At 27.2% G+C, this 19902-nt stretch carries 17 protein-coding genes; 13 read left to right on the forward strand and 4 right to left on the reverse strand.

The annotated features are described in order from the left end of the window. The first annotated feature begins 99 nt into the window (after nucleotides 1-99). Entirely contained in the window at nucleotides 100-1401 is a 1302-nt protein-coding gene (locus tag ACYUCG_RS00090; RefSeq protein WP_415342044.1) for a M18 family aminopeptidase, read from the forward strand. A 97-nt stretch (nucleotides 1402-1498) separates the two neighbouring features. On the opposite strand, the gene ACYUCG_RS00095 is transcribed toward ACYUCG_RS00090, so the two are convergent. Further along, nucleotides 1499-1693 carry a hypothetical protein gene (locus ACYUCG_RS00095; protein ID WP_060796944.1) on the reverse strand — a complete coding sequence of 65 codons (195 nt, stop codon included), beginning with the start codon at nucleotides 1691-1693 and terminating at the stop codon, nucleotides 1499-1501. 393 nt (nucleotides 1694-2086) lie between these two features. Here ACYUCG_RS00095 and ACYUCG_RS00100 point away from each other — a divergent pair, with 393 nt between their 5' ends. Further along, nucleotides 2087-2926 carry a Cof-type HAD-IIB family hydrolase gene (locus tag ACYUCG_RS00100; protein ID WP_060796943.1) on the forward strand — a complete coding sequence of 280 codons (840 nt, stop codon included), beginning with the start codon at nucleotides 2087-2089 and terminating at the stop codon, nucleotides 2924-2926. Nucleotides 2927-3140: 214 nt separating this feature from the next. On the opposite strand, the gene ACYUCG_RS00105 is transcribed toward ACYUCG_RS00100, so the two are convergent. From ACYUCG_RS00105 to ACYUCG_RS00115, 3 genes are all read right to left on the reverse strand, one after another. Then, nucleotides 3141-6470, reverse strand: a complete 3330-nt coding sequence (locus ACYUCG_RS00105) for an MMPL family transporter (RefSeq protein WP_460267788.1) — start codon at nucleotides 6468-6470, stop codon at nucleotides 3141-3143. 260 nt (nucleotides 6471-6730) lie between these two features. Next, nucleotides 6731-8326 carry a peptide chain release factor 3 gene (locus ACYUCG_RS00110; RefSeq protein ID WP_003448736.1) on the reverse strand — a complete coding sequence of 532 codons (1596 nt, stop codon included), beginning with the start codon at nucleotides 8324-8326 and terminating at the stop codon, nucleotides 6731-6733. A gap of 213 nt (nucleotides 8327-8539) precedes the next feature. Beyond that, a complete protein-coding gene (locus ACYUCG_RS00115) occupies nucleotides 8540-9145 on the reverse strand; it encodes an ATP-binding protein (RefSeq protein ID WP_333960189.1) in 606 nt (201 codons plus the stop codon). Nucleotides 9146-9534: 389 nt separating this feature from the next. Between ACYUCG_RS00115 and yidA the strand changes: the two genes are divergently transcribed. The 11 genes from yidA to ACYUCG_RS00170 all read left to right on the forward strand — a co-directional run bounded on the left by yidA (nucleotide 9535) and on the right by ACYUCG_RS00170 (nucleotide 19888). Next, the gene (yidA, locus tag ACYUCG_RS00120) at nucleotides 9535-10335 is read left to right on the forward strand and encodes a sugar-phosphatase (RefSeq protein WP_460267791.1); all 801 of its coding nucleotides are present in this window, start codon (nucleotides 9535-9537) and stop codon (nucleotides 10333-10335) included. A gap of 40 nt (nucleotides 10336-10375) precedes the next feature. Next, nucleotides 10376-11038 (forward strand): sugar transferase, encoded by a 663-nt coding sequence (locus tag ACYUCG_RS00125; RefSeq protein ID WP_283678454.1) that lies wholly within the window; start codon nucleotides 10376-10378, stop codon nucleotides 11036-11038. Beyond that, the gene (locus ACYUCG_RS00130) at nucleotides 11039-11953 is read left to right on the forward strand and encodes a glycosyltransferase family 2 protein (RefSeq protein ID WP_333960194.1); all 915 of its coding nucleotides are present in this window, start codon (nucleotides 11039-11041) and stop codon (nucleotides 11951-11953) included. A 22-nt stretch (nucleotides 11954-11975) separates the two neighbouring features. Then, nucleotides 11976-12863, forward strand: coding sequence for a glucose-1-phosphate thymidylyltransferase RfbA (gene rfbA, locus ACYUCG_RS00135; RefSeq protein WP_460267795.1), 888 nt, complete (start codon nucleotides 11976-11978; stop codon nucleotides 12861-12863). 99 nt (nucleotides 12864-12962) lie between these two features. Further along, complete coding sequence (gene rfbC, locus ACYUCG_RS00140) at nucleotides 12963-13532, forward strand: dTDP-4-dehydrorhamnose 3,5-epimerase (RefSeq protein WP_460267797.1); 570 nt, start codon at nucleotides 12963-12965, stop codon at nucleotides 13530-13532. A gap of 13 nt (nucleotides 13533-13545) precedes the next feature. Beyond that, on the forward strand, nucleotides 13546-14433 hold the full coding sequence (gene rfbD, locus ACYUCG_RS00145) for a dTDP-4-dehydrorhamnose reductase (protein WP_460267799.1): 888 nt from the start codon (nucleotides 13546-13548) through the stop codon (nucleotides 14431-14433). Between the two features lie 27 nt (nucleotides 14434-14460). Next, nucleotides 14461-15510, forward strand: coding sequence for a dTDP-glucose 4,6-dehydratase (gene rfbB, locus ACYUCG_RS00150; RefSeq protein WP_265916830.1), 1050 nt, complete (start codon nucleotides 14461-14463; stop codon nucleotides 15508-15510). Nucleotides 15511-15534: 24 nt separating this feature from the next. Then, nucleotides 15535-16749, forward strand: a complete 1215-nt coding sequence (locus ACYUCG_RS00155) for an O-antigen ligase family protein (protein WP_333960201.1) — start codon at nucleotides 15535-15537, stop codon at nucleotides 16747-16749. Continuing rightward, the gene (locus tag ACYUCG_RS00160) at nucleotides 16746-17594 is read left to right on the forward strand and encodes a glycosyltransferase family 2 protein (protein WP_168971607.1); all 849 of its coding nucleotides are present in this window, start codon (nucleotides 16746-16748) and stop codon (nucleotides 17592-17594) included. Before ACYUCG_RS00155 ends, ACYUCG_RS00160 begins: the two co-directional genes overlap by 4 nt. A 93-nt stretch (nucleotides 17595-17687) precedes the next feature. Continuing rightward, nucleotides 17688-18428, forward strand: a complete 741-nt coding sequence (locus ACYUCG_RS00165; RefSeq protein ID WP_111916991.1) for a LicD family protein — start codon at nucleotides 17688-17690, stop codon at nucleotides 18426-18428. 8 nt (nucleotides 18429-18436) lie between these two features. Continuing rightward, a complete protein-coding gene (locus ACYUCG_RS00170; protein ID WP_333960202.1) occupies nucleotides 18437-19888 on the forward strand; it encodes a flippase in 1452 nt (483 codons plus the stop codon). The last annotated feature ends 14 nt before the right edge of the window (nucleotides 19889-19902 follow it).

Consider the following 19902-nt stretch of genomic DNA (forward strand, 5'->3'; position numbering starts at 1 on the left):
AATAAAGGAAGTACTTTTTGGATAACTTTAAGATTTTGTTAATTATGGATTTTGTGGTAAAGTATAATTAAAAGTATCTATTTTATACAGAAAGGTGAGATACATATGGAAAAAGTTATTGCAAATGAATTAATTAATTTTTTATATGAAAGTCCAACAGCTTTTCATGCAGTAAAGAATGTTAAGGACACTTTAGAATTTGAAGGCTTTAAAGAATTAAAAGAGGCTGATAGATGGAATCTAGAAGTTGAAGGAAAGTATTTTGTAACTAAAAATGATTCAGCTTTAATTGCTTTTAGAGTTGGTAAAGGTGATATTGCTGAAAATGGATTTAAAATAATTGGTGCTCATACTGATTCACCAGGATTTAGAATAAAACCAAATCCAGAGATTACAGTTGAAAATACTTATGTAAAATTAAATACAGAAGTTTACGGAGGACCAATACTAAATACTTGGTTTGATAGACCACTAGCTTTAGCTGGAAGAGTATCATTAGTAAGTAAAAATCCATTAAAACCAGTAAATAAGATAGTTAATATAAATAGACCTATACTTATAATTCCAAACTTAGCTATTCATATGAATAGAGAAGTTAATGAGGGATATAAAATAAATAGACAAAAGGATACATTACCTTTATTATCACTTGTTAATGAAACTTTAGAAAAAGGTAATTATTTAGTTGAACTTTTAGCAAAAGAATTATATTGTGAAAAAGAGGATATTCTTGATTTTGAATTATATCCATATGAATATGAAAAAGGTTGCTTAATGGGATTAAATGAAGAGTTTATATCTTCAGGAAGATTAGATGATTTATCAATGGTTCATGCAGGTATTAAAGCATTAATGGATGCTGAGGTATCACAAGCTACTAATGTAATGGTATGTTTTGATAATGAAGAGGTTGGAAGTGCTACTAAACAAGGTGGAGATTCAGATTTCTTAAAAACAATATTAGAAAGAATAGTCATAGCTTTAGGTAAAGATAGAGAGGATTTCTTAAGATCATTATCAGAATCATTTATGATTTCAGCAGATTTAGCTCATGCTGTTCATCCAAATTTAGGAGAAAAACACGATCCTGTAGTTAGACCTGTTTTAGGAAAAGGACCTGTAATAAAAATAGCAGCATCACAAAGTTATACAAGTGATAGTGATTCATCAGCTGTTTATGAAATGATATGTAGAAATGCAGGAGTTAATGTTCAAAAGTTTGTTAATAGATCAGATATGAGAGGTGGTTCAACTATAGGACCAATATCATCAACTCATTTACCAATAAGATCAGTTGACATGGGAACTCCAATATTAGCAATGCATTCAATAAGAGAGTTTGGTGCTGTTAAAGATCATTTTGATTGTATAAAATCATTCACTGAATTTTTTAGAATTTAGTCTATTAATAATTTTCAATATATTTAGTTAATATAATTTTTATTAATTATAATAAAAGTGGGATGTAACAAAATTGTACATCCCATTTTTTTTATATTTAAATATCATCGTCATCTAGCATATCGCCTTCTATATAGTCAAATTCATTATAGGATATATTGTTACAAACTATGTCATCTTCTAATGGATTTGGTAGTTTAGTATAAGTCTTACCAGTTTTAGAATAAGAAACTAAATCATGTTTTTCTGGACTATAAAAGTCTCTATCTCTTGGAGGATATTTTTTACTCATATTTATTTCCCCTTTCAAATTTTAATTTTGAGTTTTGTTTTAGATTAATGATTTAATTTGGATATAAATAAATTAAAGTTACATCAATAAAAACAAAATTATTAATATAGCTATAAATTAGAATTTTAATATCTAAATTTTTAGCTTAAATTTATTTTTCCCAAAATAAATTTAGTTATTAAGTTTAAATTAGAGTTTGCTTGGTAATTAGTATAGTTTTAGGAAACCTATGTGTTATTTTGTTAAAACTATTATTAATAAGTTTTAAGTAGCTTATATTTATTTAAAGTGGAATTAATAAAGTTGAAAAAAGAAATACTATACTTTAGGATGGTATAATAAGAAGAAAAAATAGATAATACACAGTTGGAAGTTTGGAGGGAGAATTTAATTATGTCATATAAATTAATATGTATAGATATGGATGGAACATTATTAAATAATAAACATGAAATTAGTGAAAGAAATAAAGAGGCTATAAGAAAAGCTACAGAGAGAGGCGTAAAGGTAGCTGTGACAACAGGGAGATTATTTGCATCAGCTAAATACTATGCAGGACTTTTAGGAGTTAAAACACCTATAATATCATGTAATGGTGCTTTTATAAGAGAAAAGGACGAAGATAAAATAATATATGAATCTGTTTTAAATGAAAATCAATTAGATAGAATATATGATGTCATAAAAAAATATGATATTAATATGGCCTATTTTAATACACCAAACACTGTAATTTCTGAAAAGATTGTTCCAGAAGAGCATGGCTATAAGGTTATGAATAGAATGATGGGAGAATCAAATGAAAAGGTAATGTTCTCAGAAGGAGTAGATTTTAGAGAAGCTTTTAAAACTCATGGGAAACATATACTTAAGGCTATTTGTATAGAAAATGATAGTAATAAGCTTGAAGATTTATTTAAGGCAAAAGAAGAGTTGAAAAAATATGAAGATTTAGAAGTTGTAAGTTCTTCACCAAATAACTTTGAAGTAATGAATAAAGGAACTTCAAAAGGACGTGCCGTAAAAGTTTTAGCTGATATATTAAATATAAACAGGGAAGAGATTATGTGTTTAGGAGATAGTGAAAATGATCTTAGTATGATAGAATTTGCAGGATTAGGAGTAGCTATGGGAAATGCAGAAGAATTTTTAAAAGAAAAAGCTGATTACATAACAGATACAAATGAAAATGATGGAGTAGCTAAGGCTATAGAAAAGTTTGTATTAGATTAATTTGACCATATTTTCATAATACAGAATATATTAATTTTATATAAGATTAAATGAAAAGTTAAGTTTTTTATTTAGTATTTTAAAAATATTTTCTTAAATAAAGAGAGACTAAAATCGTAAAATTTAGGATTTTAGTCTCTTTATTTTTATAAAAATCATGAAAATTTATTTTGCAAAGTATAAGTTTTTTATAAATTTCTCTATATTATTTATTTTATTCCTTGGTTGTAGTTGTTTTGGATTCTTTTTTTGTTATGGAAGAAGAACCTTTGCTAGTTGTAGTGGTAGTTGTGGTAGTAGTTGTGACCACTGTTGTAACAATAGTAGTGGAATCATCTAAACTTTTATCTTCTTTTGGTAAGGCTGGTTTAAATGGCCACCAATTTGCCTTTCCAAATATTTTTACCATTGCTGGAATAAATAGAGGAAGAACAAATACAACATATAAAAGTATGCCTGTTAGAACTACCATGGAAATTTCAATTAAGGATAATACTCCAGATGGAAGCAAGGCTGCAAAGGTACCACTAAGGATTATTACGGCAGATATTATTACTCCACCCATACTTTTCATTGTTCTTATTATACGTTCTTTTATAGAACCATTAAGATCTTGGTTAAATCTTGTCATTATAAATATTGAATAATCTATACCTAAAGCCATTAAAACTACAAAACCAAAGAATGATGTTATCCATGATATACCTGAATATCCCATAATTTTAGTGACAACAAATTGTATTACACTTATTGAAGTAAAATAAGTTAGTAATAAAGAAATCATTAAGTAAATTGGCATTGTTAAAGATCTCAATATAATAATTAAGGTAATAAATACTCCGACTATTACAAATATTAAAGCTTTATCATAATCAGAATCAGCCATTCTCTTAGTTTCATAGGTTGTACTAGCCATTCCACCAATACCTATATTAGCGTTTTCTAACTTAGTTCCTTTAACTCCATCTTTAACAAGGGATTGAAGCTTGGGAATTTCATTAACTGCTTCATTGGAATAAGGATTCTTTGTAGTAATTACATTTATTACTGCTAATTTACCATCTGAACTCATATATTGATTTAGTGATTTTTTAAATTCATCATTACTAAATACCTCAATTGGTACACAAATTCCTGAAAGATTATAAGATAGATTTGACCAATCATTTATAAATCCGTTAGCATACTTAAGTCCATTCTGAATTTCAGTTAATCCATTAGAACCAGCCTCAAGTCCATTAGATAATTCATTTATTTGGCTAGAAAATTCTTTGAAACCATCTTGAATTTGAGATTGACCATTAGCTATTTGATTTAAGGCATTTGAAATTTCAGGAACTTTAGATGAAATTTCTTCTCCACCTGCTAAGGATTTGCCAAGACCACTATCTAAAGCATTTAATCCATTTTCAATTTCAGAAATTCCAGAATTAAATTTATCTAAATCATTTATTACAGTATCTTTTTTAGTATTTAAATTATTTATTAGAACTTTTAATGCACCTATGCTTTCATTAATTGCTTTAATCTCTGGAGTATTATTAAAAGTTCCTTGTAAATTATTAGAGTTATTATTTAAATTATTAATATCATCAGAGAATTTTTTGAAATTTTCATCATTTAAAACCTCTGGATGTGATTTTGAATATTCACTTAAATGAGAGTTTAATGATGAAAGAGATTCTTTAAGTTTGCTAGTATCTACATTAACTGAATTTGAATTACCTGTTAAGGAACCAATTTTGTTTAAATTATCAAGAACATCATTAGCCGAATTAACTATGGCATTGTAATCTTCTTCAAGTTGAGATTTACTTAGTTTTAAAGAATTAACTTTATCTAAGGCACCGTCTATGGAATCTTTTAATTCTGTAGCTCCATTATGTTCTTCACGAATACTTTCCACAAGTTTATTAAGAGCACTTTGAAGCTCAGAAACTCCAGTTTCAGTTTTTTTAGTACCTTCTTGAAGCTTAGCTGTACCTTCTTCAGCTCCTTTTAACTTGCTTTTTGATGAATCTATTTTTTTACTAGCATCATTTAATCCATCATTTATTTTGTTTAAGCCATTATTTGCCTTATCTATACCTTGTGAAACTTGACCAGCTTGGTCATTTACATAGATTTCATCAAGACGAATTCCTGTTGGTCTAGTAACACTTAATACTGATTTTATATCGCTACTAGAATTTTGTAGATTATTAGAAAGTTTTTCTATTAAGGCTACATATTCAGGCTTTCTCATATCATCATCATTTTCTATGTATATTGAAACAGGAGATGCTTGTCCTATACCAAAGTCATCTGCTATTATATTAAATCCTTCTTTAGCAGAGTAAGTATCACCAATTTCATTTAAATTGTTAAATGATTGATGAAAGTTATTAAATAAAATAGGAAGTAAAAGTATGGTGAATATAGCTCCAAGTATAGGAATTGGTTTACTAAATGCTTTATTAGCTAACTTAGCCCAAAGTCTATTTTCTTCTGCTTTAAAGGTTCCTTTAACAGGCCAGAAAATATTCTTTCCTAATATAATCATTACTGCTGGGAAAATTGTAAATAAGGCTGCAATTAAAAATAATATACCAATTGCTACAGCTACGGCACTTCTATATAAATTAAATCCAATAAAATTTAAGGATGCAAAAACAACAAATACTGGAGTAGCACTAGATAAAACTGTTTTACCAGCAGTTTTAAAGGTTGTTTTTACAGAATCAAGTCTATTATTTCCATTAGCTAATTCCTCTTTAAATCTATTAAGTAGAAGAATAGAGTAATCAGTTCCAATACCGAACATTATACAAATCATAAATATTTGAGTATAGTTTGAAAGAGGAAAATTAAATTTATCTGCTAAAATCCCAACAACAGATTGAGCTCCTAAATAACTTATTCCTACAGTAAGTAAAGGAATAAATGGAGTAACTACTGATTTAAACAATAATATAAGCACTATGAATATAAATATTACAGTTATTGTTTGAGTTTTATTTAATCCTTTTTGTGCAGCCACATTAACATCATTCTCTATGAGACTTTGTCCTGTAACATAGGTTTCAACCCCTGGAGTTTTTAATTCATCATTTAAAGTTTTTTCTATTGTACTTACAGAGGAATCCTTTGGATTTATTGTCATTAAAGCTATAATAGTTTTACCATTTTCAGAGTTAAGTTGATTTTTTAGTTGAGGAGTATCAAAACTATCATTTATACTTTGAATATAATCACTATTTTCTTTTGATTTTAATCTATCAATAGTATCTTTTATATTTTTTAGATTTTCATCTGTTAATTTATTACTCGAGTGAAAAACAGCTATATAGCTATCGTTACTATTAAATTTATTATCTGATTGGAGGATATCTGAAATTTTAGAAGAATAATCATCAGGTAATTGAATTCCTCCTTTTTCACTAACTAGCTTTGATAGGGAAGGAGCAGTTAAAAATAAAAATGCTACAACTGCACACCATAGTATTAAAATAAAAAAGCTAAGTGGTTTATTAAGTTTAATTTTTTTCAATATATTATCTTTCATATATTCCCTTCTTTCTTTTACCACTTTAATTAACTTAGTTAATAAAAAATTAATAATTTCATTAAGTTTTTTAGAATTGCTTTAAATTAAATTTCACTTAAGATACAAGATATTATTTAATTTAAAGTAATTTTGCTATAAATTTATCATAGCACATATTTAGTTTAAATATGAACTAAGTGTTAACTTGTTAAATGTAAAAAAACACATGATTCTTTAAGAGTTTTCTTAAAATCATGTGTTTTCTTTAAAATAATGTATTAGTCGTTAGATTTACCAACACCTGAAAGTATTATTCCAGGGTTGTGATCTATAGCCCATGAAATACCCCAGTCATTTTGGAATATAAGTAGATTTCTATCTTTAAAGTCTTTAACTTTCTTTGTATCAGAAGTTAAGTTTAGTGAATCTACATCTATATTATCATTTTCAATCCATCTAACATATCTAAATGGAAGTCTTTCCATTTTTATATCAACATTGTATTCATTTTTTAATCTATATTCTAAAACTTCAAATTGAAGAACACCAACAACACCAACTATGATTTCTTCCATACCGATGTGTAATTCTTTAAATACTTGAATAGCACCTTCTTGAGCTATTTGAGTAACACCTTTTATGAATTGTTTTCTTTTCATAGTATCTACAGGTTTAACTCTAGCAAAGTGTTCAGGAGCAAATGTAGGAATACCTTCAAATTTGAATTTCTTAGGATTTAAACATAAAGTATCTCCTATTGAGAATATACCTGGGTCAAATACCCCTATGATATCTCCAGCGTAAGCTTCTTCAACAACCTCTCTATCTTGAGCTAAGAATTGTTGAGGTTGAGCAAGTTTAACCTTCTTACCACCTTGAACGTGGAAAACATCTTTTCCTTTTTCAAATTTACCAGAACATATTCTCATGAAAGCAAGTCTATCTCTATGAGCTTTATTCATGTTAGCTTGTATTTTAAATACGAAAGCTGAAAATGGTTCAGTCATAGGATCTATTTCACCAATTGATGAATTTCTTGGAAGTGGAGAAGTAGTTAGTTTTAAGAAGTCATTTAAAAATGGCTCAACTCCAAAGTTTGTAAGAGCTGATCCAAAGAATACAGGAGTTAATTCTCCTTTTCTAACTTTCTCTAAATCAAATTCGTCACCAGCTATATCTAATAGTTCAACATCTTCCATTAACTTATTATGTAAATCTTCTCCTAGAAGTTCTTTAAATTTAGGATCTTCTAAGTCACCAGTTATAGTTGAAACTTCACTTTGTCCATGGTTTCCACCATCAAATAAGTGTATTGTGTTTGTAGCTCTATCGTAAACACCTTTAAAGTGACTTCCACATCCTATTGGCCAATTCATTGGATAAGATTTTATTCCAAGTTCACTTTCAATATCTTCTAGAAGTTGGAATGGATCTCTAGTTTCTCTATCCATTTTGTTTACAAAAGTAAATATAGGAATTTCTCTTAATGAAGCAACTTGGAATAGTTTTCTTGTTTGATCCTCAACCCCTTTAGCTCCATCTATAACCATAACAGCTGAGTCGGCAGCCATAAGTGTTCTATATGTATCTTCTGAGAAGTCTTGGTGACCAGGAGTATCAAGTATGTTTATACAATATCCACCATAGTTAAATTGCATAACAGATGAAGTAACAGAGATACCTCTTTGCTTTTCTATTTCCATCCAGTCAGAAACTGCGTGTGTAGCAGCTTTTCTAGCCTTTACAGAACCAGCCATTCTAATAGCTCCTCCATAAAGTAAGAATTTTTCAGTAAGAGTAGTTTTACCAGCATCAGGGTGAGATATGATGGCAAAGGTTCTTCTTTTCTCTATTTCCTTAATTAAATCGCTCAATCTAATTTCCTCCTTAATTTTTTTATGTATATTAAAATATTAACTATTTTCCTTCATTAATATATATAAATATGAAAGATTAAGAAAATAATTGTTTTATCTCTTAAATAGCCTAGACTATTATATCATAAAATAACTATCAAATTAATAAATACTTTTAAGTAAAAAAATAGGTCATATTCTTAACCTTTAATATGACCTATTTTATATACTTTATTTTGAATTTTTCTTTTTAAGTTCTCTCATAGCAGGCAATACATCTTTATTATCTAATCCAACAATAGATAGTATTTGTCTAGCTCTATCTTTAGTTGAACCTTCTATAGTCGTATATTTAACATTTTCGCTATCTAAGAATTGCTTCAATGCATTATCAACGGCAGAGGCGGTTGATTCATCTTGCCATCTAACACCATCTTGAGTATAACCAAATTCTCTTGGAACAAAGAATATATGATCATACTTTTGAAGATCCTTAAGAGCTAAATGGTAAAGATCTTTTAGTATTTCAATTTCTTTTTCAGTTCTTTTTTTATTTCCAAGCATAAATCTTCCGTATATATATGGTACAAAAGTTGCATAATCTGTTAAAGCATAATCAAATTGATTTAATGACTCTTCTAAACGAAGTTGTCCTAAATAAATGCCGTATTGTTCAGAAATAGTTTCTATCATACCTTTTTCTTTAAGATATTCTGTACTATATTCAGTTGCAGCTCCAACATCTAAGCCCCTAATTTTAAACTCAACATAAAGTTGTTGTATTAAAGTCGTTTTTCCACATCTTGGACCACCAAGTATTGCAATTCTAACTGGCATATTAAACCCCCATTAAATTATGTATTTATAATAATTTTGAAAATAGTAAAATAATTTATATTTAATGTATTTTTTAGTTAAATCTATTATATCAATTAAATCGAAAGCTTTAATAAATGACAAAGTTCATTATATCAACATGAGAGAAGGATTTCAATCCTTTAAATTCCTTAAAATAATTAATAAAAAAACTTTATAATATATTAATAATACAAACAAATTATTACAATTTATTTGCAATAATTTGAAAAAAAACAATCATATGATATAATCTTAAATGTATATGTCAAAAAATAATGAAATAGTATAATAATTTTGATATAATTACCTAGTATAAAATAAAGAAAAATTTAACATATATTTGTAAATAAAGTTTAAGAGGTGAATTAATGTATAAATTAGTAGCTATAGATATGGATGGAACTTTATTGAAAGAAGACAAAACTGTATCTAAAAAAACTAAGGAAGCTATAAAGAAAGCTAGAGAAAAAAATGTAAAAGTAGTTTTAGCCACAGGAAGACCAGTAGATGGAGTTAAAAGATATTTAGAAGAATTAGACTTATATCATGATGATGAGTATGTTTTAACTTTTAATGGAGCTATAGTTAAGGAAGTTGGACCTGATAGAGTAATTTGTAGAGATACTTTAAGAGGTAGTGATTTAAAATATTTATATGAAATAAGCCAAAATGTTGGAGTTAATATACATGCCTTTTCTAATTTTGGCTGTGTAACTCCTAAGATGAATAAATATACAGAATTAGAAGGTAGAATAAACGGAATAGAAGTTTGTGAAGCTGATTATAATGACATCAAAGAAGATGAAGAAATAATAAAGATAATGATGATTGATGAACCAGAAGTTCTAGAAGAAGGAATTAAGAAGTTACCAGAAGAAGTATATGAAAAATATACTGTGGTAAGAAGTGCTCCTTATTTCTTAGAGTTTTTAAGTAAAACTTGTAATAAAGGAGAAGGGGTTAAATCTCTAGCTGAAAGCTTAGGAATAAAAAGAGCTGAGGTTATAGCAATTGGAGATGCTGGAAATGATCTTCATATGATAGAGTATGCAGGGCTTGGAGTTGCCATGGGAAATGCTTTTGAAGAAGTAAAAGAAAAAGCTGACTTTATCACAAAAAGTAATGAGGAAGATGGCGTAGCCTTTGTTTTTGAAAAATTTGTTTTATAGATTTTAATATAAAAATATGATGAAAATTAAGGAGGATTTTATGCAAAATATAAATGATATTCCAATTAAATCAGAATGTAATAAGGAAAAAAGCTATCTATTTTATAATGTTGCAAAAAGATGTTTTGACTTAATATGTTCATTAATTGCGTTAATATTATTTTCACCAATATTTTTAATTTTATATATATGGGTGAAGGTCGATTCTAAAGGACCAGCATTTTTTGGGCATAAAAGAATTGGTAAAGATAGAAAATATATAGATGTTTATAAGTTTAGATCTATGGTTTCTAATGCAAAAGAGGTGTTTGATAATTTTACACCAGAGCAAAAAGCTGAATTTGAAAAGAATTTCAAGTTGGATAATGATCCAAGAATAACTAAATGTGGAGCTTTTTTAAGAAAGACAAGCTTAGATGAATTACCTCAATTAATAAATATTATTAAGGGAGATATGAGCATAGTTGGGCCAAGACCAATAGTAGATAAAGAAGTTGAAAAGTATGGAGAATATGCAGATAAGCTTTTTAGCGTTACACCAGGACTAACTGGTTATTGGCAAGCAAATGGTAGAAGTGATACAACATATGAAGAAAGAGTACAAATGGATATGTACTATATAGATAATAGATCTTTATGGCTTGATATTAAGATAATATTTAAGACGGTGATATCAGTTATAAAAAAAGAAGGAGCTGTATAGATGAAGATATCTATAATTTGTCCATTGTATAATGCTGAAAATTATATAATGAATTTACACAATAAAATATTAGAACAAGAAAAACCAAAGGATGCGGAAGTTGAAGTTTCCTATGTTTTAACTAGATGTAAGGATAAAACAGAAGAAATGTTAAAAAATATGAATTTACAATATACACTTATAGAACCAAAGGATTTTTCACATTCAAAAACTAGGGAGATGATGGCTTTTAAGTCAACAGGAGATATTATAGTTTTCATATCACAAGATGTAATGATGAAGAATAATTTTTGGCTTAAAAATTTAGTACAACCTATTATAGATGGAGAGTGTGAAGCTTCATTTAGTAGACAACTTTGTACTAATAATACTATAGAAAAATATATAAGAGAAAAGAATTATCCTAAAGAATCAAGAGTGGTTTCTAAAAAGGATATTAATAAATATGGATTGCTAACATTTTTCTATTCAGATGCATCATCAGCTGTTAAAACAAGTGTATATAAAAAGTTAAATGGATATGACAATAAAAGACTTTTAATAAATGAAGATATGTATTTTGCTGAAAAGCTTATACAAGCTGGATATAGAATAAAGTATTGCTCAGATTCTGAGGTTTATCATTCTCATGTATTTACTCTTAAGTCATTGTACGAAAGATACTTTGATACTGGAGTTTTCTTTAGACAAAACTCGCAATTTTTAAACTATAAAGGAAATAAGAGTGGTAAAGATTTAGCTATTCATGTATTAAAAAGATCATTAGAAGATAAAAACTTTAAGGTTACATTAAATATATTGCCTAATTTTGGAGCTCGATTTATTGGGAGCTTCTTAGGAAAGAAATATGAAAGTTTACCTAGAAGTTTTGTTATGGCTTCTTCAATGAGTAAAAAGGTATATAGTCAAATTTAGGATTAAGGTAGAAGGTGAGAAGATGAAAGGAATTATATTAGCAGGTGGAAGTGGGACAAGATTATATCCAGTAACAAAGGCAATGTCAAAACAAATGGTACCAATATATGATAAGCCAATGATATATTATCCAATGTCAGTATTAATGCTAGCTGGAATAAGAGATATATTAATAATATCAACAGAAAGAGATTTACCTAATTTTAAAGAGTTATTTAAAGATGGAAGTGAATTAGGTTTAAATATAGAATATAAAGTTCAAGAAGCACCAAACGGACTTTCAGAAGCATTCATAATTGGAGAAGAATTCATAGGAGATGACAATGTAGCTATGATTCTAGGAGATAATATATTCTATGGACAAAACTTCTCAAGCAATTTAAAGGAAGCAGCTGCTTTAGAAAAAGGTGCTATGGTATTTGGATATTATGTTCAAGATCCTAAAGCCTTTGGAGTAGTAGAATTTGATGAGAATGGAAAGGTAATTTCTTTAGAGGAAAAACCAGAACATCCAAAATCAAAGTATGCAGTTCCAGGACTTTATTTCTATGATAATACAGTAGTAGAAAAGGCAAAAGGATTAAAGCCATCTGCAAGAGGAGAATTAGAAATAACAGATTTAAATAGATTATACATGGAAGAGGGAACTTTGAAAGTTAATCTATTTGGTAGGGGAATGGCTTGGTTAGATACAGGGACTCATGCTTCAATGTTACAAGCATCTAACTTTGTTGAGGCTGTTCAAAATACTCAAGGTACATATATAGCCTGTTTAGAAGAAATTGCATACAGAAAAGGATGGATTTCTTCAGAAAAAGTATTAAACTTAGCTAAACCACTAATGAAGACAGGATATGGCAAGTATTTAGTTGATATAGTTGAAGAGTTAGAACAAAAAAATAATAGATAGATATTAGACGATTGTATAAATTTACATAATATAACAAATTTTTATATTATGTAAATTTTTTTGAACTTTATATACAATTTATTGAAAGTGGTGAAAAAAATGAGTAACTTTAAATTTATAGAAACAAAAATAAAAGATCTATATATTATAGAACCTAAAGTTTTTGGAGATGAAAGAGGATATTTCATGGAAACATATAGTCAAAAAGCTTTTGAAGAAGCTGGACTTACTATGAAATTTGTTCAAGATAATGAATCAAAATCTAAAAAAGGTGTTTTAAGAGGATTACATTTCCAAACTAAACATACTCAAGGAAAGCTTGTTAGAGTAACTCAAGGAGAAGTTTGGGATGTAGCTGTAGATTTAAGAAAAGGATCACCTACATTTGGACAATGGGAAGGTGTTCATTTAAGTGCAGAAAATAAGAGACAATTCTATGTACCAGAAGGATTTGCTCACGGATTTGTAGTTTTATCTGATGAAGCTGTATTTAACTATAAATGTACAGATTTTTATGCACCAGAATATGATAGTGGACTTCTTTGGAATGACAAAGATGTTAATGTAGAATGGCCTTTAGAAGGAATAGAAGAAATAATCTTATCAGAAAAAGATAAGAAACAAAAAATTTTAAAAGAATTAGATATTCCTTTTGTATATGAAGGTTAATAGGAGGAAGTCTATGAAAATATTAATAACAGGTTCAAATGGACAATTAGGAAATGAACTTCAATCAATAATAAAAAGTGGAAAAGCAGAAATAGGTTCAGTTAGTGAAAATATAAGAAACTCAGAAGTTATTGCTTTAGATGTTGATAAATTAGATATAACGAGCTTAGAAAATGTTAAAAAGATACTTAATGAAGAAAAGCCAGATGTAGTAATAAACTGTGCAGCAGCAACAAATGTTGACGGATGTGAAAGTAATGAAGATTTTGCATTTAAAGTTAATTCCTTAGGAGCAAGAAATTTAGCTATGGTTTGTGAAGAAATTGGAGCTAAATTAGTTCAAGTTTCAACAGACTATGTATTTAGTGGTCTTGGTGAAAAACCATTAACTGAGTTTGATTTAACTGCACCTTATAGTGTTTACGGAAAAACAAAACTTTTAGGCGAAAATTATGTTAAAGAGTTTTGTTCAAAGTATTATATAGTTAGAACCGCTTGGTTATATGGATATGTGGGACATAACTTTGTTTACACAATGATGAGATTAGGAAAAGAAAAAGAATCACTAAATGTAGTTAATGATCAAAAAGGTAATCCAACTCACGCAAATGACTTAGCATATCATATATTAAAGCTTATAGAAACAGAAGAATACGGAATATACCATTGTACAGGAAAAGGGGAATGTACTTGGTATGATTTTGCTAAAGAAATAATGGAGTTAGCTGGCAATAAGTGCATTGTTAATCCATGTACTTCAGAAGAATATAAAACACCAGCTAAAAGACCAGAATATTCATCATTAGATAATATGATGCTTAGATGTACAATTGGTGATGAAATGAGAGATTGGAAGGAAGCTTTAAAAAGCTTTTTTGAAAATCAACAAAAGAATCAATAAAAGTTATTAAAGTTAGGAGAGAATTAAATGAAAACTTACTTAGTTACAGGTGGAGCAGGATTTATAGGATCTAACTTTGTATTATACATGTTAAAGAAATACGAAGATATAAAAATAATAAACTTAGATAAATTAACTTATGCAGGAAACTTAGAAAACTTAAAATCAATAGAAAATGATGAAAGACATATATTCGTTCAAGGAGATATATGTGATAAAGAATTAGTTTCAAGTTTATTTGAAAAATATGAAATAGACTATGTAGCTCACTTTGCAGCAGAATCACATGTTGATAGAAGTATAAGAGAGCCAGAAGTATTTGCTAAAACTAATGTATTAGGAACAGTAAATTTACTTAACTGTGCTAAAAATGCATGGGAAACAGAAGAAGGATGGAAAGAAGGAGTTAAATTCCTTCATGTTTCAACAGATGAAGTTTATGGTTCATTAGGAGAAACAGGATACTTTATGGAAACAACACCATTAGATCCACATAGTCCATATTCATCAAGTAAAGCAAGTTCAGATTTAATGGTTAAGGCGTATGCAGATACATATAAAATGCCAGTAAACATAACAAGATGTTCAAATAACTATGGACCATTCCAATTCCCAGAAAAACTTATACCACTTCTAATAAATAACTGTTTAAATCATAAGGATTTACCAGTTTACGGAGATGGAATGAATATAAGAGACTGGTTATTCGTTGAAGACCATGCAAAAGCAATCGATATGGTAATAAACGGAGGAAGACTTGGAGAAGTTTACAATGTTGGTGGACACAATGAAAGAACTAACATTCAAATAGTAAAAACGGTTATAGAATACTTACATGATAATGTAGATGAAGAAATAACTGAAGAATTAATAAAGTATGTTGAAGATAGAAAAGGTCATGATAGAAGATACGGAATAGATCCAACAAAGATAAAAGAAGAGTTAGGATGGTATCCAGAAACAACTTTTGAAGTTGGAATAAAGAAAACAATAAAATGGTACTTAGATAATAAAGAATGGATGGAAAATGTTACATCAGGAGATTATCAAAAATATTATGAGAAGATGTATAGATAATAAATTGGATATAGGAGATAATATATGAACTTAAGAAATAAATCAAACACAAAGTATGAACTTTTTATATACTTTGTGCTATTCTCAATATTTATTAGAGACTTTAAAATATATATACCTCTATTTGTACTAAATATATTATATGTTATATATCTTGTTTTAAAAAAAGAGATACATATAAGTTTGAAAAAATGGAATTTAACTTTAGCTTTATTTATAATTTGGACAGTTATAAATACTATAATAGCAAGTTTTATTTTTAAACATCCCATATATTATTCAAATATTATAAAACTTTTACTTAATATGAGCTTTCTGTTATCAACATATTTTGTTATTGATGGAACAAATATGAAGTTGCATAAGAAAACTTTAGTTAGATTTTTAGAGTTCATAATATTAATTAATTTTATACAAATTATATATATTTATTTTGATGGCAAGTTATTTAATGATTTTTTTAGTGGTGCATTAACAGAAAGTTCTGACGCAGCTTATACAATTAGTAGTTATCATAATATAATTGGAGCAGAAAATAAGAATATTTGGGCTACTAAGTTTACATTAATATATATGATATATCTTTACATATGCACTTTCGATAATTTTAATATAAATTTAATTGAAAAAATAAGCTTTATAATTTTAGGTATATTAACAGTTTTACTTTTATTAAGTAGAACTGCTCAATTAGCCATAATAATTCCGATAGTATTTTTAGCTTTTTATAGTATGAGAAATTTAAACTATAAATATAGAGTAGGTATATATGCAGTAAGTGGAATTTTATTCTTGGGAGCTCTATTTGTATTTTTTGATAAGTTTTTCCACTTAGAGTTTAATATGACAGATGGTGGTTTTACAAGATTATATATATGGAAAGAATTTATTATAAGTGTTTTTGATACTCATTTTATAGTAGGTAATGGTATAGGATATAGTGCTTATTTTATTCAGGATATATTAGGAAGATTTGAATCAAATCTTCATAACGTATTTCTTAATATATTTTTTGAGCTTGGAATAATAGGAATTGTTCTTTATATTACCTTTATAATTCAATTTTTTAAGGATTTTATTACAAGAAAGAACATATTGAAAAATTTATTTATGATAGTATTTCCTATGTTAGCTATAGTTTGTTTACAATACTTAGGATATGATAATGATTTAGTAGTAACTTTAACACTATTAATTATAATAAATATGATTATGAAGAAAGATGAGCAAAGAATATGATTAGAAAATTTTCATTAATAATGGCTACCTATGGGAGAAAAGATGAAGTAGGGTGTTTTCTTGAAAGTCTAATGAATTCAAATTATCCAATGGATAAAGTTGAAGTAATCATTGTTGATCAAAATAAAGAAATAGACTTAGAGCCCATAATTAGCAAATATAAAGAAAAAATAAAAGTTGTTCACATAAAATCTAATGAAAGAGGATTAGCTTTAAATAGAAACAAGGGGTTAGAGATAGCAACTGGAGATATAATAGCTTTTCCAGATGATGATTGTGAATATCTAGTAGATACCCTTAATATGGTTAATAATTATTTTGAAAATGAACATTGTGACTTATTAATGGGAAGAATTGTTGAGCGTAATGGTGAAGATTCACTTAGGGAGTGGCCTAAAGAGAAGATAGAAATAAATAAAAATAACTTTTATACAAAGTGTTCTTCAGTAACTATGTTTTTAGATAGTAAAAAATGCTTTGTAAAATTTAATGATCAATTAGGAGCAGGTAAATATTTTGGAGCTTGTGAAGATGCAGATTTGATATATAAAAACTGTAAAAAGAGGCTGAAAATAATATATAATCCAGAGCTTCAAATATATCATCCACATTATGATTCAAATAGCAATATGGATGATAAAAAAATATATAGTTATGGTTTAGGATTTGGTGCAATGGTAAAATCAAATTTTGATTTTTCTATGCTAATATTATTTATTAAGGCTGAAGGATATCATTTCTTAAAATCAGTAATATATTTAATAACATTTAATGCAACTAAGTCAAAAAGAAGCTGGCTGGCTTTTAAAAGTAGAATAAAAGGATTCTTTGAATATAAGAATTAGCAATAAAGCATAAAAGAATTTTTAAATATAAAATTCTTTTATGCATTTATAATATAATTTACTTATGAAATAAGAGATTTTTAGGAGATAGTTATGGGTAAAGTGAAAAGAAAATTAAAGAACATAGTAAGAAATATTATGTTGAGTAAAACTTTTGCAAATACAAATTTAGTAAAAAATATGAGAAAAAATCATAAAGAGAAATTAGAAGAAGGAAGAAGAGCTCTATTTAAAGAGTATGCTAAAGATTGTTTAGAAACTATAAAGGAAACTTTAGATAAAAATAATCTTCATTTTTGGCTTGATTATGGAACTTTGCTTGGAGCTATGAGAGAAAAGGATTTTATAGCACACGATTTAGATATAGATTTAGGAATGTTTTATGAAAATCAAGTAGAAGAAGTAGAAAAAGCTTTTAAAGTAGCTGATATTAAAAAAGTCCGCGAATTTACTTTAGACGGTAAGGTAGTAGAGCAAACATATAGCTATAAAGGATTATACTTTGATATATTTTACTATTTTAAAGATGAAAATCTTATGTGGACATATGGATTTACTTTTAAAAATAATAAACTAAATAAAGTTAGTTATAAAGATAAGGATGTATCAACTGGGTTTGAAGGAATGAGGTATTTTGTTAAGAAGAGAGGCCTTGAAACAATCATGTTTAAAGGAAAAGAATATACAGTTCCTGAAAATCCAGATGGCTATTTAAGAGAAAATTATGGACCAAATTATATGACCCCTATAAAGGAATGGGATTATGTAGAAGCACCAACAAATCAAGAAAAGTTAAATGGTGGAGACATAGTAATGATAGAATATTATAATTAGGAGGAACTATGAGTAAATCAATATCGAAAAATATAATATTTAAATTTTTATTAAATATTTTTAATGTAGTAGTTCCAATAATTATAGGGCCTTATGTATTAAGAGTTTTAGGGCCAGACTTAATGGGAACAATAAACTTCTCCCAAACAATATATGGATACTTTTTCATATTTGCAGGTTTTGGAGTATATCAATATGGTTTAAGAGAAATAAGTAGAGTTAGAGACGATAAAAAAAAGCTCTCACAGGTATATACGAGTTTATTTACTCTAACTTTTATAACAAATATACTTACTACAATTGGATATGTATTATTTGTTCAATTTAACTATTCTGGAACAGAAATATATGTTGCATGTATGATATTAACTTTTAATTTATTAGCTAATATCTTTTATACTGAATGGGTAAATGAAGGGTTAGAAAACTATGACTTCATAACAATAAAAACGATCATAATTAGAATTGTTTATGTAATCTTTTTATTTATACTTGTTAGAAGTGCAAATAATTTAAAAGAATATATGATTCTTTTAGTTTTATCAACATTTTTAAATAATATTGTAAGTTTTATATACATAAGGAAAAGAGTACCTTTTGATTTTTCTGACTTAAAATTATTAAAGCATATAAAACCAATGTTTTTAGTTGTTATATTATCAAATGCCAACGTATTATACACTCAACTTGATAGATATTTTATAGGAGAGTATATAAATATGGATTCTGTTGCTTATTATACAACAGCGCAAAATATAAGTAACATAATAAATACCTTGTTGCTTACAGTTATTTATGCAACTATTCCAAGAATGTCAAATTATATAGCAAATGAAAATCATGATGAATATAAAGGTTTATTAGATAAAATTTCAAAAATGTATTTTATAGTTCTTTTCCCAGCTGCTATAGGTATGTTGGTTTTAGCTAAAGAGGTAATTCTTATATATGGTGGTAGTAAGTATTTAGATGCTATACCAATGCTTAAGGTTTTTGCTATATATATAATTACTTTAGGATTTGAGACCATATTAAGTAATCAGGTTATGTATATAAGAGGAAAAGAAAAAGAACAAGTAAAGATAACATTTATAGGGGGAGCAGTAAACCTAGTATTAAATGTAACATTATTATGGACAGGCTATTTTAATGGAACAAATGCAGTAATAACAACAATGCTAGCTAATATAGTTGTTATTATATTAGAATACTTATATATAAAATTTATTATGAAATTAGACTTTAATATTTTTAGTATAGATAAGATGAAGTATCTAGCAATATCATTATTATTTATACCTATAACTTATTTTATAGGTAAATTTATAAGTGGAGTTATACTATTTACTTTAGCAGTAATGCTTATAAATTCATTAGTTTACTTCTTAATTTTACTAATTATTAAAGATGATTGTTTATTAGAAATAATAAATAAGTTTACTAAAAAATTAAAAAGATAAAAAATAAAAGGGGG

Source organism: Clostridium sp. CTA-17 (assembly GCF_054767895.1).